This is a genomic window from Streptomyces sp. AM25, from assembly GCF_058146165.1.
Genome location: NZ_JBKIWN010000010.1, coordinates 206,650 through 222,526, shown reverse-complemented (window position 1 = coordinate 222,526; position 15,877 = coordinate 206,650). Strand labels below are relative to the sequence as shown.

Sequence of the window (15,877 nt, the reverse complement as noted above, 5' to 3'; positions counted from 1 at the left end):
GTGCGAGACTTGTCTCGCACACGCTTGGTCCTGTGGAGCAGTTTGGAGTGCTCGCCACCCTGTCAAGGTGGAGGCCGCGGGTTCAAATCCCGTCAGGACCGCTGCGATCCCTCGCGGATTGCGTGGCTGGGTAGCTCAGTTGGTACGAGCGTCCGCCTGAAAAGCGGAAGGTCGCCGGTTCGACCCCGGCCCCAGCCACAACGAGCCCCTCGTCTTCGGACGGGGGGCTCAGTGCTTTCCCGGGCACCTCTAAATGCGTTCGCCGCTTCGCGGCGGCTGGTGCGATCCTGGATCCCGTATGTCTACGCAGCCTGCCCTCGCCACCTTCGCCGACCTCTCCGGCCGCCTGCCCGAGCTGACGCTCCGCGATCAGCAGCGGCTGGGGCGCCGGCTCGACGGCGCGCGCCGTATCCGCAAGCCCGAGGCCCGTGCGGCCGTGCTGGCCGAGATCACCGAGGGGATCACGGAGGCCGAACTGCGCGTCGAGGGCCGCCGCGCGGCCGTCCCGGCCATCACGTATCCCGAGCAGCTGCCGGTCAGCCAGAAGAAGGACGAGATCCTGGCGGCCGTCCGCGACCACCAGGTCGTGATCGTCGCGGGCGAGACGGGCTCCGGCAAGACCACCCAGATCCCCAAGATCTGTCTGGAACTGGGCCGCGGCGTCAAGGGCCTCATCGGGCACACCCAGCCGCGCCGGATCGCGGCCCGCACGGTCGCCGAGCGGGTGGCCGAGGAGCTGCGCACGCCGCTGGGCGAGGCGGTCGGCTGGAAGGTCCGCTTCACGGACCAGGTCGGCGACGACACGCTCGTCAAGCTGATGACGGACGGCATCCTGCTCGCCGAGATCCAGACGGACCGCGAGCTGCACCAGTACGACACGATCATCATCGACGAGGCGCACGAGCGCAGCCTCAACATCGACTTCCTGCTGGGCTACCTCGCCCAGCTGCTGCCGCGCCGCCCCGACCTCAAGGTCGTCATCACCTCGGCCACCATCGACCCCGAGCGCTTCTCGCGGCACTTCGGCGACGCGCCGATCGTCGAGGTCAGCGGCCGTACGTATCCGGTGGAGGTGCGCTACCGGCCGCTGCTGGAGCAAGGTTCGGAGGACGCCGACCGCGACCAGATCACCGCGATCTGCGACGCCGTGGACGAGCTGCAGGCCGAGGGCGACGGCGACGTCCTGGTCTTCCTCTCCGGCGAGCGGGAGATCCGGGACACGGCGGACGCCCTGGAGAAGAGGAAGCTCCGCTTCACCGAGATCCTGCCGCTCTACGCCCGGCTCTCCCATGCCGAGCAGCACCGGGTCTTCCAGCGGCACACGGGGCGCAGGATCGTTCTCGCCACGAACGTCGCGGAGACGTCCCTCACCGTCCCCGGCATCCGCTACGTCATCGACCCCGGCTTCGCGCGCATCTCCCGCTACAGCCACCGCACGAAGGTCCAGCGCCTGCCGATCGAGCCGGTCAGCCAGGCCAGCGCCAACCAGCGCAAGGGCCGCTGCGGCCGGACGAGCGACGGCATCTGCATCCGGCTGTACTCCGAGGACGACTTCCTCTCCCGGCCGGAGTTCACCGACGCGGAGATCCTGCGGACGAACCTGGCGTCCGTCATCCTGCAGATGACCGCGGCCGGCCTGGGCGACATCGAGAAGTTCCCCTTCATCGACGCGCCGGACCGCCGCAACATCAAGGACGGCGTGGCCCTGCTGCAGGAGCTGGGCGCGGTCGACGCCGAGCAGAAGGATCCGAAGAAGCGGCTCACCCCGCTCGGGCGCAAGCTCGCGCAGCTTCCGGTGGACCCCCGGCTGGCCCGGATGGTCCTGGAGGCCGACCGCAACGGCTGTGTCCGCGAGGTCATGGTGATCGCGGCCGCGCTGTCCATCCAGGACCCGCGCGAGCGGCCCTCGGACAAGCAGCAGCAGGCCGATCAGCAGCACGCGCGCTTCAAGGACGAGACGAGCGACTTCCTCGCCTTCCTCAACCTCTGGCGCTACGTGCGCGAGCAGCAGAAGGCTCTGTCGTCCTCGGCCTTCCGCCGCATGTGCAAGTCGGAGTATCTGAACTACCTGCGGATACGCGAGTGGCAGGACATCTACTCGCAGCTGCGCACGGTCGCCAAGCAGATGGGGATCCATCTCGCCGAGGAGGACGCGGCGCCGGAGCGGATCCATCAGTCGCTGCTGGCGGGTCTGCTGTCGCATCTGGGCCTGAAGAACGCCGGGGGGGAGGGCGGGAAGGAAACAGCCAAGAACGAGTATCTGGGCGCCCGCAGCGCCAAGTTCGCGGTCTTCCCCGGTTCGGCGCTCTTCCGGAAGCCGCCGCGCTGGATCATGTCGGCGGAGCTGGTGGAGACCTCCCGCCTCTGGGCGCGCGTCAACGCCCGTATCGAGCCGGACTGGATCGAGCCGCTCGCCCAGCACCTCGTCAAGCGCACCTACAGCGAGCCGCACTGGGAGCAGAAGCAGGCCGCCGTGATGGCCTATGAGCGCGTGACGCTCTACGGCGTGCCGATCGTGACCGAGCGGAAGGTCAATTACGGGCGGATCGACGCGGAGACCAGCCGGGACCTGTTCATCCGCAATGCGCTCGTCGAGGGCGACTGGCGGACGCACCATCAGTTCTTCCACGACAACCGGAAACTCCTCGGCGAGGTCGAGGAGTTGGAGCACCGTGCGCGGCGCCGCGACATCCTCGTGGACGACGAGACGCTTTTCGACTTCTACGACCAGCGGCTGCCCGAACACGTCGTCTCCGGCGCCCACTTCGACTCCTGGTGGAAGAACAAGCGGCGCGAGGAGCCGGAGTTGCTCAATTTCGAGCACTCCATGCTCATCAACGAGAACGCCGAGGCGGTCACCAAGGCCGACTATCCGGACTCGTGGCGCCAGGGTGCCCTGAAGTTCCGGGTGACCTATCAGTTCGAGCCCGGCGCGGACGCGGACGGCGTGACCGTCCACATTCCGCTCCAGGTGCTCAACCAGGTCTCGGCCGAGGGCTTCGACTGGCAGATCCCCGGTCTGCGCGAGGGCCTGGTGACGGAGCTGATCCGCTCGCTGCCCAAGCCGATCCGGCGGAACTGCGTCCCGGCGCCGGACTTCGCCGCGCGGTTCCTCGACGGCGCCGTCCCGCTGCAGGGGCCGCTGACGGCCGCCCTGGCGCGCGATCTGCACCGGATGACGGGCGTGCGGATGGAGGCCGAGGACTTCGACCCGGCCAGGGTCCCGGACCACCTGAAGATCACGTTCCGGGTCGTGGACGAGCGGCGCCGGAAGATCGCCGAGGACAAGGACCTGGAGGCGCTGCGGCTCCTGCTCAAGCCGAAGACGCAGGCCGCGATCAACAAGGCCTTCGAGCAGGCGGCGTCCGGGAAGCGCACCGCAGCCGGTCCGGCCGGCGGCACGGCCGCCGCGGGCCCGGAGCAGCGGTCGGGGCTCACCCAGTGGACCGTCGGCACCCTGCCGCGCACCTTCGAGACCCGCCGCTCGGGCCAGCCCGTCAAGGCCTATCCGGCCCTGGTCGACGAGGGCTCTTCGGTGGCGGTGCGGCTCTTCGACACCGAGCCCGAGCAGCGCGAGGCGATGTGGCGCGGCAACCGCCGGCTGATCCTGCTCAACCTGCCGTCGAACCCGGCCAAGTTCACCCAGGACAGGCTCGGCAACCAGCAGAAGCTCGCCCTGTCCCGCAATCCGCACGGCTCCATCCCGGCGCTGTTCGAGGACTGCGTCGCGGCCTCCGCCGACAAGCTGATCGCGGCGCACGGCGGCCCCGCGTGGGACGAGGAGTCCTTCCGCAAGCTCTTCGACGCCGTGCGCGCCGACATCATGGACGCCACGCTGGACACCGTCCGCAAGGTCCAGGAGGTGCTGGCCGCCTGGCAGGCGTGCGAGCGCCGCCTGAAGGCGACGACGAGCCCGGTCCTGCTCACGTCCCTGACGGACGTCAAGGAACAGCTGGCCGCGCTCATCAAGCCCGGTTTCGTGACCGCCCACGGGGTCCGCCGGCTGCCCGACCTCATGCGCTACCTGGTGGCGGTCGACCGGCGGCTGACCCAGCTGCCCACCAACGCCGAGCGGGACCGCACCCGGATGGCCAAGGTCAAGGAGATGCAGGACGAGCACGCCTGGCTCCTGGAGCAGTTCCCCAAGGGCCGTCCGGTGCCGCAGGAGGCGCTCGACATCCGCTGGATGATCGAGGAACTGCGGGTGAGCTACTTCGCGCACGCCCTCGGCACCGCGCACCCCGTGTCCGACAAGCGGATCGTGAAGGCGATCGACGCCCTCGTGCCGTAGATCACCCCCGGGCCGCGTGATCGGGTTCGACCGCACCCCCTGACCTGCTGTAGAGTCATCCACGCAACGCCGCGAGAGCGGAAAGTGCAGCAAGGTCCTGTGGAGCAGTTTGGAGTGCTCGCCACCCTGTCAAGGTGGAGGCCGCGGGTTCAAATCCCGTCAGGACCGCATCGAGTCGGAGCCCGCTTCCCCCGCTGGGAGCGGGCTTCGTGCTGTTTGCCGGGGAGTCCAGGGCGGCCGCGCCCGCGGCGGAGCCGCCGTCGGACACAGCAAATCCCACCAGGACCGCACTGGTTGAAGGCCCGGATCCATCGGATCCGGGCCTTTTCACACGTGGGCTTGCAACTTGACCTTGACTGGGACACGTGCCAGGGGTACCCAGTCAGTGGGAGGTGCTGCCCCCATGCCCACGACCACCCGCACCGACGCCGCTCGGCACGAGACGCGGGCGTTGCTGCGCGCCCACCTCGCGGCCGCGTCGGGCTACCGCCATCTGACCAGACACTGCCCGGTCTGTCACCGCCTCCTACGGCTCGCCCAGGAGGCGGCCGACGCAGTGTCCGAGCAGAACGCTCCCTGACGGCCGGCATCACCGCCGGCACCGCGGCCAACGGCAGCCGCCCCCGCGGCAGTCGGGCCTCATTACCGCAGCAGCGCGACGCATTCAAGAAAACTGCACTGTGACGGGAGTCACGTAAAGAGTTCCCGCGGATGGGGAACTCACGCCCTCCGGGCGGCCGGTCAATTTAATATGTGCAATTGCACCGCCCCGGAGGGCCTGCGCAGCAGCACGGTGAAGACATAAAAAGATCGCGCTGGGCCCGGCGGAGCCCAGCGCGATCGACGACTCGCCCAAGTCGGTGGGCAGGGAACCTGTTGGGGCAGGCGCCCTCGTCGTTTTGCTGCTTGGTGAAGCGTGGTGCCTGAGTGGGCGGCGTCCGGGTTGGGGGCCCCGGTCAACACCCGGTCATTTCAGTTGTTCAGGCCTCACTGCGCTGCTGCGGAATGCCCGCCAGCAGGGCACGGACCTCCGCTTCGCGGTAGCGCCGGTGTCCTCCGAGCGTGCGGATGGACGTGAGCTTGCCTGCCTTGGCCCAGCGGGTGACCGTCTTGGGGTCCACGCGGAACATCGTGGCAACCTCAGCCGGGGTCAGCAGCGGCTCGGCATCAGGGGTGCGAGCGGTCATGAGCGGCCTCCTCGGGAGAACCGAACCATCACGTCGGTTCTTTCCTCTAAATTCTGCACCTTGACCCGCGTTGCCCGAAATGGCGGACGCGGGCCGAGTCGGTTATAGGACGAACGGCTTGTCCTCGGCACTACAACTACACCATCTGTCCAGCCACGTCGGCCAAACCGATGGAATTGCCCTCTCAGGTGTTCAACCTCGACGGAAGCCGACCGACCGTGCCATAGCGGACAGTCACGCCACCGTGACGATCAGTCACAGCGGGATCAGGGGTCACCAGACCCGCCAAGGAGTGCAATACCGATCTATCCGCCCTTAGTTGGACGGAAGGAGCCCTTCCCGGACTCCTTGTCCTATTTTGCCACGGCGATGGGTGATGGGCGCAAGACCTGACGAAAGTGCGTTAGGTCACGGTTGCCGCAATGGCCCGGATCGGGACCTAGGTCCTGGAGACACCCTGCCAGACCCGCCGCCCCGATCCCGTTCAGTTGGCGAACTGGCGGTCCCGTACGACCCGCCAACGCTCAGTCAGCCGCTCGTACGCCTCGCCCGCCCGCGCCCCGTCTCCCGCCCGCAGCGCCGCCAGGCCCTCCTCGGTGTCCGCCGCGGAGCGGTCCTCGGCGAGCCGTGCCTCCGGAACCATATGCACCAGCCCGCCGTAGTCCAGCTCGACCAGCGAACGCGGATGGAATTCCTCCAGCCACCGCCCCACATCTACCAGGCCGTCGATGAGCGGCCCCTCCTCTATGGCGTCCCGGAGGGTGCGCAGCCCCCGGGCGACCCGGCGCCTGGCCTGGACCATGGGGGTGCGGTAGCGGAGCGCGACCTCCTCGCCGCCCGGCTCGCCCTTGCCGTACTCCCGCTCCTCGCCGGAGAAGAGGACGAACCAGCGCAGCGGCACCTGCCACGTCGCGGTGCGGATCCACGGGCGGGCGTCCGGGTTCCGCTCCTGCCAGCGCTCGTAGTCCGCCTGCGCCTGGCGGCGGACCACCGGGGGCAGCGCCGCGTCCAGCACCGGCGCCGGCAGCCGCGCGGCGAGCTCCTCCAGCGCCAGCCAGCCGCGCAGCCGGGTGCGCCAGGGACAGACGCAGACGACGCCGTCCACGACCGCGACGAAGGCGTCCCCGCTCTCGTGCACCGGGACCGGGACGGGCGGGATGGGCAGCAAGTCGGCCAGCGAGCGACGCAGTTCGTCCTGGGCGGAGGGCAGGCCCGTCCGGCGGGCGTAGCGGGCCCAGTGCGAGCGCTCCGGTTCGGGGAACGCCGCCAGCGGCTCGTAGACCCGCAGGTATGCCGCGTACGGGACGGTCACCGACGATGCCAGGCCCACGCTCGCTCCCTCAAGCCGCTGGAGAAGGGGGAGTTGACGGGCGCCCTCCCCATACGGTCCAAATCGTCCCACGGCGCCGGACCACGGGAGGGTGATCCTCGGCACGGGACCCGTCCGCGGGCTTTCCAGGCCCTACCCTCGTCCCAACCGGCCCTCCGCCACCCCAAAGGAGGGCGACCGACGCGACATATGGAGTCACCACCGTGACTGACGTACGTCCTCTCTCCGGCGCCGCCGACGGCGTCCTGCACAGCCTGTTCACGTCCGACCAGGGCGGCCATGAGCAGGTCGTGCTCTGCCAGGACCGCGAGAGCGGCCTCAAGGCCGTCATCGCCCTCCACTCCACCGCCCTGGGCCCCGCTCTCGGGGGCACCCGCTTCTACCCGTACGCCTCCGAGGAGGAGGCCGTGCGGGACGCGCTGAACCTGTCCCGCGGCATGTCGTACAAGAACGCCATGGCAGGGCTCGGGCACGGCGGCGGCAAGGCCGTGATCATCGGCGATCCCGAACAGATCAAGACCGAACAGCTGCTGCTCGCCTACGGCCGCTTCGTGGCCTCGCTCGGGGGCCGTTACGTCACCGCCTGCGATGTCGGCACCTACGTCCGGGACATGGACGTCGTGGCCCGCACGAACCGCTGGACCACCGGCCGTTCCCCCGAGAACGGCGGCTGCGGCGACTCGTCCGTGCTGACCGCCTTCGGCGTCTTCCAGGGCATGCGGGCCGCTGCACAGACGCGGTGGGGCGAACCCACGCTGCAGGGCCGCCGGGTCGGCATCGCCGGCGTCGGCAAGGTCGGCCATCACTTGGTCGAGCACTTGATCACGGACGGCGCGGAGGTCGTGGTCACCGACGTCAGGGCGGACGCCGTCGCCCGCATCACCGCCCGCCACCCGCAGATCACGGCCGTCGCGGACGCCGACGCGCTGGTCCGCACGCCGCTCGACGTCTACGCCCCCTGCGCCCTGGGCGGGGCGCTCGACGACGCCACCGTGGCCGCCCTGACCGCCACCGTGGTCTGCGGCGCGGCCAACAACCAGCTCGCCCATCCGGGCGTCGAGAAGGACCTCGCCGACCGCGGGATCCTCTACGCGCCGGACTACGTGGTGAACGCGGGTGGCGTGATCCAGGTCGCGGACGAGCTGCACGGCTTCGACTTCGACCGTGCCAAGGCCAAGGCGACCGCGATTTTCGACACGACCCTGGCGATATTCGACCGGGCCACGGCCGACGGCATCCCGCCGGCCGCCGCGGCGGACCGTCTCGCCGAGCAGCGCATGGCCGAAGCGCGCGCCTCCGTTCCCCGCCAGGCCGGCGGCCGCTAGCCCGATCGGGTGAACGCTCCCCGCACAGGGGTCCCCACAGAAGGCCGCCGGGAGGCATGAAAGGAGAGATCCCTCTCACCTCTCGGCGGGTCGGCGTCCAGGACACGTTAAAATCGCAGCTGACCAGCGGGGACAGGGCGCCTCGCCGGTTGTGCTGCGTGGCACGTCATGCGGGCGACGTACCGTATGGCCGCGGAAGCAGGTACCGTTGAAGCCCTACAGGCCGGACACCTATCCCAGGGGTCCGCTCTGACTCATGAACGTGAACGCGTGTCAAGACTCTGGGGCCGTCGAGCCCCGTCAATGAGGGGGTCGAGCCATGGGGCGCGGCCGGGCCAAGGCCAAGCAGACAAAGGTCGCCCGCCAGCTGAAGTACAACAGCGGCGGGACCGACCTCTCGCGTCTGGCCAATGAGCTGGGCGCAACGCAGCCGTCGAAGCAGCCGCCGCCGAGCGAGCCGCTCGAGGACGAGCTGGACGACGACCCGTACGCGCAGTACGCGGCGCGCTACAACGACGAAGAGGACGAGGACGAGCACAGCGCGTCGTCCGATCAGTCCGCTTATCGTCGTCGCGCTTGACGCGCTGACATTCTCCACCGACCCGGTCCGGGGCCCTGCCTCGGACCGGGTTCTGTGCTGTCTTGCAGGTGCGGGCCGGATGTGGCTGGTCGCGCAGTTCCCCGCGCCCCTTTCGGGGCACGGGGCACGGAAACGGCTCAGCTCGCGTAGTCACCGGTCAGGGCCACTGCCTCTGCGGTGTCACCGCGCTCGGTGATCTCCCCCGCCACCCACGCGTCCATGTCGCGGTCCGCGAGGGTGGTCAGGGCCACGTCCACCGATTCCTGCGGGACGACGGCGATCATGCCGACGCCCATGTTCAGGGTCTTCTCCAGCTCCAGCCGCTCGACCCCGCCGAGCCTGCCGACCACGTCGAAGACCGCGTCCGGGGTCCAGGTCGACCGGTCGACGGTCGCGTGCAGGCCGTCCGGGATCACCCGGGCGAGGTTGTTGGCGAGCCCGCCGCCGGTGATGTGCGAGAAGGCGTGCACCTCGGCCGTCCGGGTGAGGGCCAGGCAGTCGAGCGAGTAGATCCGGGTCGGCTCCAGCAGTTCCTCGCCGAGGGTGCGGCCGAACTCCGGGACCTCCCGGTCCAGCTCCCAGCCGGCCCGGTCGAAGAGCACATGGCGGACCAGTGAGTACCCGTTCGAGTGAAGTCCGGACGAGGCCATCGCGATGACGGCGTCACCCTTGCGGATCCGGCCGGCACCCAGCAGCCGGTCCGCCTCGACCACGCCCGTGCCCGCGCCGGCCACGTCGAACTCGTCCGGCCCCAGCAGACCCGGGTGCTCGGCGGTCTCGCCGCCGACCAGGGCGCAGCCCGCGAGCACGCAGCCCTCGGCGATGCCCTTGACGATCGAGGCGACCCGGTCGGGGTGGACCTTGCCGACGCAGATGTAGTCGGTCATGAACAGCGGCTCGGCACCGCAGACGACCAGGTCGTCCACGACCATGCCGACCAGGTCGTGGCCGATGGTGTCGTAGACGCCCATGCGCCGGGCGATGTCGACCTTGGTGCCGACGCCGTCGGTGGCGGAGGCGAGCAGCGGGCGCTCGTACCGCTTGAGGACGGAGGCGTCGAAGAGGCCGGCGAAGCCGCCGAGGCCGCCGACGACCTCGGGGCGGGTGGCCTTCTTCACCCACTGCTTCATCAGTTCGACGGCGCGGTCGCCCGCCTCGATGTCGACGCCCGCGCTTGCGTAGCTGGCACCGGTGCCCGGCTGCGGAGCAGCCTCAAAAGGTTCAGCAGACATTGCTGGGAACTTTCGTGTCGTTCGTTACTGCGGGGCTACGGAGTGCTACGGACGGCGCAGCGCATCGGCGGCGTCGTGGCCGCCGGCCAGCTCGGTCTCCAGGAGGTGCTTGCCGAGCCGCTCGGGGTCGGGCAGCTCCATGGGGTACTCGCCGTCGAAGCAGGCGCGGCAGAGGTCGGGCTTGGCGATCTTCGTCGCCTCGACCATGCCGTCCAGGGAGATGTAGGCCAGCGAGTCCGCACCGAGCGACTTGCCGATCTCCTCCACGGTCATGCCGTTGGCGATCAGCTCCGCGCGGGTGGCGAAGTCGATGCCGAAGAAGCACGGCCACTTGATCGGCGGGGACGAGATCCGGATGTGGACCTCGGCCGCACCGGCCTCGCGGAGCATCCGGACCAGGGCGCGCTGGGTGTTGCCGCGGACGATCGAGTCGTCGACGACCACCAGGCGCTTGCCCCGGATGACCTCCTTGAGCGGGTTGAGCTTGAGGCGGATGCCGAGCTGGCGGATGGTCTGCGAGGGCTGGATGAAGGTCCGGCCGACGTAGCTGTTCTTCACCAGGCCCGAGCCGTACGGGATGCCGCTCGCCTCGGCGTAGCCCACGGCGGCCGGGGTGCCGGACTCCGGAGTCGCTATCACCAGGTCGGCGTCGGCCGGGGCCTCGGCGGCGAGCCGGCGGCCCATCTCCACACGGGAGAGGTAGACGTTCCGGCCGGCGATGTCGGTGTCGGGGCGGGCGAGGTAGACGTACTCGAAGACACAGCCCTTGGGGCGGGCCTCCGCGAAGCGGCTGCTGCGCACGCCGTTCTCGTCGACGGCGACGAGCTCGCCGGGCTCGACCTCGCGCACGAAGCTCGCGCCCACGATGTCCAGGGCGGCCGTCTCGGAGGCCACCACCCAGCCGCGCTCCAGGCGGCCGAGCACCAGCGGGCGGATGCCCTGCGGGTCACGCGCGGCGTACAGCGTGTGCTCGTCCATGAAGACGAGGGAGAAGGCGCCCCGGACGTCGGGCAGGACCTTGGAGGCGGCCTGCTCGACGGTCAGCGGCTTGCCGTCGTCGTCGGTCTGGCCCGCGAGCAGGGCCGTGACCAGGTCGGTGTCGTTGGTCGCGGCGACCTGGGTGGCCCGGCCGTTCTCCCGTGGGAGGGCGGCGACCATCTCGGCCAGCTCGGCCGTGTTGACCAGGTTGCCGTTGTGGCCGAGCGCGATCGAGCCGTTCGCCGTGGCCCGGAAGGTGGGCTGGGCGTTCTCCCACACCGAGGCTCCGGTGGTGGAGTAGCGGGCGTGACCGACCGCGATATGGCCCTGGAGGGAGCCGAGGGAGGTTTCGTCGAAGACCTGGGACACCAGTCCCATGTCCTTGAAAACGAGGATCTGGGAGCCGTTGCTCACCGCGATGCCCGCGGACTCCTGTCCACGGTGCTGCAGCGCATACAGCCCGAAATAGGTGAGTTTTGCGACCTCTTCCCCCGGAGCCCAGACACCGAAGACGCCGCATGCGTCCTGGGGGCCCTTTTCGCCGGGGAGCAGGTCGTGGTTGAGTCGTCCGTCACCACGAGGCACACCTTGAGTCTATGGCAGGGACGAGGTTCATCCGAACCGGGGACGGGCGGGATGTCTCACACCACGCTGAGCCACACGATGCGCACAGCGCATCACCGGCGGCGTCATCTCCTCAGCCGAGCAGGGGGAGTTGCTCGGAGATGTCGGCGCGCTCGCCACTCACAGTGACGGACGCGGCGGCCACCGCTTCCGGCCAGGCGACACGCCCTGCGGCGAGTCGGATCCAGGTCAGCGGATCGGTCTCCACGACGTTGGGCGGGGTGCCGCGGGTGTGCCGGGGGCCCTCGATGCACTGGATCACCGCGAAGGGCGGGACACGGACCTCCACGGAGCCGCCGGGGGCCCTGGCGGCCAGGGTGTCGGCGAGCAGGCGGGTGGTGGCGGCCAGGGCCTGGCGGTCGAAGGGGATCTCCGTGCCGAGGGCGGACGCCAGATCGTCGGTGTGGACGACGAGTTCGGCACAGCGGGTGACCAGGAAGTCGTCCAGGCGCATGGCGCCGGAACGGACCGCCAGGAGGCGGTCCGGGGGCGCGACGGCGGTCAGTTCGGCGAACCGGGCCGCGATGCCGTCGAGGAGGTCGAGCGGCTTCGTGTCCGCGGCCGTTCTCCGGGCCACTTCGTCGGCGTGCACCGCCAGGGCGGCCGTTGCCGCGGGCCACTCCACCGGGGTCATCTCCCGGGCCGGCGCGGCGGGGGCCTCCAGCGTGCGGTTGACGACGCCGACGGTGAGGGGGATGTGCGTGACCAGCTCGCGCACCGTCCACCCTTCGAGGCGGGTGGGCAGGCCGAGTTGACCCTCGCCGAGGCCGGCGACGGCGGTCCGCACGTGCTGCAGCTGTGCGGTGATGGCTGCCGCCAGCTTGGCGGCGTCGTACCTGCGGGCACGCGGAGTCGGAGGCATGGCCTCAGCGTAGGGCCGACCTCCGACAATCCCCGGCAACCGTGCCGGAGGGGCGGGTTGCCGGGGGTCGGGGGTGCCGTGCACAGTTCGGCACCCCCAACCCCCTTGCGCCGCAGGCGGCTACGCCAGCAGCGCCGGAATCGTGGCCTCGTGCGCCTCGCGCAGCTCGGCCAGCGGGATGCCGAACTGCCCCTGGACGTCCAGGGAGTCGCCGTCCACCACGCCGATCCGCACGGCCGGAAGGCCCCGCGCCCCGCACATGTCCGTGAAGCGGAGCTCCTCGCTGCGGGGGACCGAGACGACGGCGCGGCCCGCCGACTCGGAGAAGAGGAGGACGAACGGGTCCAGGTCGTCCGGGACGATCAGGCGGGCACCCCGTCCGCCGCGCAGGCAGGACTCCGTCACGGCCTGGATCAGGCCGCCGTCCGAGAGGTCGTGCGCCGCGTCGATCATGCCGTCGCGCGAGGCCGAGATGAGGATCTCGGCGAGCAGCTTCTCGCGTGCCAGGTCCACCTTCGGCGGCAGCCCGCCCAGGTGGCCGTGGACCACCTGCGACCAGGCGGAGCCGCCCAGTTCCTCGCGGGTGTCGCCCAGCAGGTAGAGCAGCTGGCCCTCCTCGCGGAAGGCCATCGGCGTACGGCGGTTGACGTCGTCGATGACGCCGAGCACCGCGACCACGGGGGTCGGGTGGATGGCCGTGTCGCCCGTCTGGTTGTACAGCGAGACGTTGCCGCCGGTCACCGGCGTGCCCAGCTCCAGGCAGCCGTCCGCCAGGCCGCGCGTGGCCTCGGCGAACTGCCACATCACCGCCGGGTCCTCGGGCGAGCCGAAGTTGAGGCAGTTGGAGATGGCCAGCGGCCGGGCGCCGGTCGCGGCGACGTTGCGGTACGACTCCGCGAGCGCGAGCTGCGCACCCGCGTACGGGTCGAGCTTGGCGTAGCGGCCGTTGCCGTCCGTGGCGACGGCGACGCCGAGGTTCGTCTCCTCGTCGATGCGGACCATGCCGGAGTCCTCCGGCTGTGCCAGCACCGTGTTGCCCTGCACGAAGCGGTCGTACTGGTCGGTCACCCAGGACTTGGACGCCTGGTTCGGCGAGGAGACGACCTGGACGACCTGCCGGCGCAGGTCCTCCGGGGTCGCCGGCCGCGGCAGCTTCGCCGCGTCGTCCGCCTGGAGCGCGTCCTGCCAGCCGGGGCGGGCGTACGGGCGCTCGTAGACCGGGCCCTCGTGGGCGACGGTGCGCGGCGGGACGTCGACGATCTGCTCGCCGTGCCAGAAGATCTCCAGCCGCTCGCCGGCGGTGACTTCACCGATGACGGTGGCGATGACGTCCCACTTCTCGCAGATCTCCAGGAAGCGGTCGACCTTGCCGGGCTCGACGATCGCGCACATGCGTTCCTGCGACTCGCTCATGAGGATCTCCTCGGGCGAGAGGGTCGCGTCGCGCAGCGGCACGTGGTCCAGTTCGACGCGCATGCCGCCCGAACCGGCGCTGGCCAGCTCGCTGGTGGCGCAGGACAGGCCCGCGCCGCCGAGGTCCTGGATGCCCTCGACCAGGTGCTCGCGGAAGAGCTCCAGGGTGCACTCGATGAGGAGCTTCTCCTGGAAGGGGTCGCCGACCTGGACCGCCGGACGCTTTGCCGGGCCCGTGGAGTCGAAGGTCTCCGAGGCGAGGACCGAGACGCCGCCGATGCCGTCGCCGCCCGTGCGGGCGCCGTAGAGGATGACCTTGTTGCCCGTGCCGGAGGCCTTCGCGAGGTGGATGTCCTCGTGCTTCATCACGCCCACGCACAGGGCGTTGACCAGGGGGTTGCCCTGGTAGCAGGAGTCGAAGACGACCTCGCCGCCGATGTTGGGCAGGCCCAGGCAGTTGCCGTAGCCGCCGATGCCCGCGACGACGCCGGGCAGCACCCGCTTGGTGTCGGGGTGGTCGGCGGCGCCGAAGCGCAGCGGGTCCATCACGGCGACCGGGCGGGCGCCCATGGCGAGGATGTCGCGGACGATGCCGCCCACGCCGGTGGCCGCGCCCTGGTAGGGCTCGATGTAGGAGGGGTGGTTGTGCGACTCGACCTTGAAGGTGACCGCGTAGCCCTGGCCGACGTCGACGACGCCGGCGTTCTCGCCGATGCCGACGAGGAGGGCATCGTTCTCGGGGGCCTTCTCGCCGAACTGGCGCAGGTGGACCTTGCTCGACTTGTACGAGCAGTGCTCGGACCACATCACGGAGTACATCGCGAGCTCGGCGCCGGTGGGCCGGCGGCCGAGGATGGCGCGGATGCGCTCGTACTCGTCCTGCTTGAGGCCGAGTTCGGCCCAGGGCTGGGCGGTGTCCGGGGTTTCGGCCGCGTGCTTGACCGTGTCCAGGCTCATGCGGTGACCAGCTTCTTGAGGAGCGAGGTGAAGAATCCGAGGCCGTCCGTGCGGCCGGTGCCGATCAGCGGCTCCACGGCGTGCTCGGGGTGCGGCATCAGGCCGACGACGTTGCCGGCGGCGTTGGTGATGCCGGCGATGTCGCGGAGCGAACCGTTCGGGTTGCCGTCGAGGTACCGGAAGGCCACCCGGCCCTCGGCCTCCAGCTCGTCGAGGGTGCGCTCGTCGGCGACGTAGCGGCCGTCGATGTTCTTCAGCGGGACGGAGATCTCCTGGCCCGCTTCGTAGTCGGCGGTCCAGGCCGTCCCCGCGTTCTCCACCCGCAGCTTCTGGTCGCGGCAGATGAAGTGCAGGTGGTTGTTGCGCAGCATCGCGCCGGGCAGCAGATGCGTCTCGGTGAGCACCTGGAAGCCGTTGCAGATGCCGAGGACGGGCATGCCCGCCTTCGCCCGGTCGATGACCGTCTCCATCACGGGCGAGAAGCGCGAGATGGCGCCCGCCCGCAGATAGTCGCCGTAGGAGAAGCCGCCCGGCAGGACCACGGCGTCGACCTGCTTGAGGTCCTTGTCGCGGTGCCACAGCGGCACGGGCTCCAGGCCGGCGATCCGGACCGCGCGCTGGGTGTCGCGGTCGTCGAGGGTGCCGGGGAAGGTGACGACTCCTACGCGTGCCGTCACGAGTCGACCCGCACGGTGAAGTCCTCGATCACGGTGTTCGCGAGAAACGTTTCCGCCATCTCGTGGATGCGGGCGAGGGCGGCGTCGTCGACCGGACCCTCCACCTCGAGTTCAAAGCGCTTGCCCTGACGGACGTCGGCGATCCCCTCGAAGCCCAGGCGTGGCAGTGCGCGCTGCACCGCCTGCCCCTGCGGGTCGAGGATCTCCGGCTTGAGCATGACGTCGACTACGACGCGTGCCACTGGCACTCCCGGTGTGTGGTGCGTGAGCTGAAGCGGTGAGGCCCACAGTACCGCCCCAAAAAATCTACGCGCATAGATATGCTGGAACCGTACGGCGTGTTTTCGCGTCACCACCGACGACGCCGGGAAAAAATTCCGGAAAGAAGCCCGTCGGCCACCCGGTTCCCATTGCACCGCCC

General features: G+C 70.2%; 12 protein-coding genes and 3 tRNA genes. 7 read left to right on the top strand and 8 right to left on the bottom strand.

Annotated features, from left to right (window positions below; genetic code table 11):
• Positions 1 to 26: 26 nt before the first annotated feature.
• The 5 genes from ACLHRZ_RS16075 to ACLHRZ_RS16055 all read left to right on the top strand — a co-directional run bounded on the left by ACLHRZ_RS16075 (position 27) and on the right by ACLHRZ_RS16055 (position 4,871).
• Positions 27 to 101, top strand: a tRNA-Asp gene (locus ACLHRZ_RS16075).
• A gap of 23 nt (positions 102 to 124) precedes the next feature.
• Positions 125 to 198, top strand: a tRNA-Phe gene (locus tag ACLHRZ_RS16070).
• 100 nt (positions 199 to 298) lie between these two features.
• A complete protein-coding gene (gene hrpA, locus ACLHRZ_RS16065) occupies positions 299 to 4,291 on the top strand; it encodes an ATP-dependent RNA helicase HrpA (RefSeq protein WP_490419099.1) in 3,993 nt (1,330 codons plus the stop codon).
• A gap of 93 nt (positions 4,292 to 4,384) precedes the next feature.
• Positions 4,385 to 4,459 (top strand) — tRNA-Asp (locus ACLHRZ_RS16060).
• A 235-nt stretch (positions 4,460 to 4,694) separates the two neighbouring features.
• Entirely contained in the window at positions 4,695 to 4,871 is a 177-nt protein-coding gene (locus ACLHRZ_RS16055) for a DUF6274 family protein (protein WP_490419098.1), read from the top strand.
• 400 nt (positions 4,872 to 5,271) lie between these two features.
• Here the strand turns inward: ACLHRZ_RS16055 and bldC are convergent, their stop codons facing one another.
• On the bottom strand, positions 5,272 to 5,478 hold the full coding sequence (gene bldC, locus ACLHRZ_RS16050) for a developmental transcriptional regulator BldC (RefSeq protein ID WP_003949541.1): 207 nt from the start codon (positions 5,476 to 5,478) through the stop codon (positions 5,272 to 5,274).
• Positions 5,479 to 5,962: 484 nt separating this feature from the next.
• Positions 5,963 to 6,808: a DUF8083 family protein gene (locus ACLHRZ_RS16045; protein WP_490419097.1), complete on the bottom strand. Its 846-nt coding sequence runs from the start codon at positions 6,806 to 6,808 to the stop codon at positions 5,963 to 5,965.
• Between the two features lie 203 nt (positions 6,809 to 7,011).
• On the opposite strand from ACLHRZ_RS16045, the gene ACLHRZ_RS16040 reads away from it, so the two are divergent.
• Together ACLHRZ_RS16040 and ACLHRZ_RS16035 are read left to right on the top strand one after the other, a co-directional pair.
• Positions 7,012 to 8,133 (top strand): Leu/Phe/Val dehydrogenase, encoded by a 1,122-nt coding sequence (locus ACLHRZ_RS16040; protein WP_490419096.1) that lies wholly within the window; start codon positions 7,012 to 7,014, stop codon positions 8,131 to 8,133.
• A gap of 319 nt (positions 8,134 to 8,452) precedes the next feature.
• A complete protein-coding gene (locus tag ACLHRZ_RS16035) occupies positions 8,453 to 8,713 on the top strand; it encodes a DUF3073 domain-containing protein (protein WP_490419095.1) in 261 nt (86 codons plus the stop codon).
• A gap of 137 nt (positions 8,714 to 8,850) precedes the next feature.
• On the opposite strand, the gene purM is transcribed toward ACLHRZ_RS16035, so the two are convergent.
• The 6 genes from purM to purS all read right to left on the bottom strand — a co-directional run bounded on the left by purM (position 8,851) and on the right by purS (position 15,698).
• On the bottom strand, positions 8,851 to 9,945 hold the full coding sequence (purM, locus tag ACLHRZ_RS16030) for a phosphoribosylformylglycinamidine cyclo-ligase (RefSeq protein ID WP_490419094.1): 1,095 nt from the start codon (positions 9,943 to 9,945) through the stop codon (positions 8,851 to 8,853).
• A gap of 45 nt (positions 9,946 to 9,990) precedes the next feature.
• On the bottom strand, positions 9,991 to 11,508 hold the full coding sequence (purF, locus tag ACLHRZ_RS16025) for an amidophosphoribosyltransferase (protein WP_490419093.1): 1,518 nt from the start codon (positions 11,506 to 11,508) through the stop codon (positions 9,991 to 9,993).
• Between the two features lie 112 nt (positions 11,509 to 11,620).
• Positions 11,621 to 12,409 (bottom strand): maleylpyruvate isomerase family mycothiol-dependent enzyme, encoded by a 789-nt coding sequence (locus tag ACLHRZ_RS16020; protein ID WP_490419092.1) that lies wholly within the window; start codon positions 12,407 to 12,409, stop codon positions 11,621 to 11,623.
• A 120-nt stretch (positions 12,410 to 12,529) separates the two neighbouring features.
• Positions 12,530 to 14,779, bottom strand: coding sequence for a phosphoribosylformylglycinamidine synthase subunit PurL (gene purL, locus ACLHRZ_RS16015; protein ID WP_490419091.1), 2,250 nt, complete (start codon positions 14,777 to 14,779; stop codon positions 12,530 to 12,532).
• Positions 14,776 to 15,456: a phosphoribosylformylglycinamidine synthase subunit PurQ gene (gene purQ / locus ACLHRZ_RS16010; RefSeq protein WP_490419090.1), complete on the bottom strand. Its 681-nt coding sequence runs from the start codon at positions 15,454 to 15,456 to the stop codon at positions 14,776 to 14,778. The genes purL and purQ overlap by 4 nt, the downstream gene beginning before the upstream one ends.
• A complete protein-coding gene (gene purS / locus ACLHRZ_RS16005; protein WP_006604673.1) occupies positions 15,453 to 15,698 on the bottom strand; it encodes a phosphoribosylformylglycinamidine synthase subunit PurS in 246 nt (81 codons plus the stop codon). The genes purQ and purS overlap by 4 nt, the downstream gene beginning before the upstream one ends.
• Positions 15,699 to 15,877 lie beyond the last annotated feature (179 nt).

What these genes read in the sequence shown, in the direction of transcription:
- hrpA (WP_490419099.1), top strand. Translation starts at nt 299, where the DNA reads ATGTCTACGCAGCCTGCCCTCGCCACCTTCGCCGACCTCTCCGGCCGC.
- ACLHRZ_RS16055 (WP_490419098.1), top strand. Translation starts at nt 4,695, where the DNA reads ATGCCCACGACCACCCGCACCGACGCCGCTCGGCACGAGACGCGGGCG.
- bldC (WP_003949541.1), bottom strand. Translation starts at nt 5,478, where the DNA reads ATGACCGCTCGCACCCCTGATGCCGAGCCGCTGCTGACCCCGGCTGAG.
- ACLHRZ_RS16035 (WP_490419095.1), top strand. Translation starts at nt 8,453, where the DNA reads ATGGGGCGCGGCCGGGCCAAGGCCAAGCAGACAAAGGTCGCCCGCCAG.
- purM (WP_490419094.1), bottom strand. Translation starts at nt 9,945, where the DNA reads ATGTCTGCTGAACCTTTTGAGGCTGCTCCGCAGCCGGGCACCGGTGCC.
- ACLHRZ_RS16020 (WP_490419092.1), bottom strand. Translation starts at nt 12,409, where the DNA reads ATGCCTCCGACTCCGCGTGCCCGCAGGTACGACGCCGCCAAGCTGGCG.
- purL (WP_490419091.1), bottom strand. Translation starts at nt 14,779, where the DNA reads ATGAGCCTGGACACGGTCAAGCACGCGGCCGAAACCCCGGACACCGCC.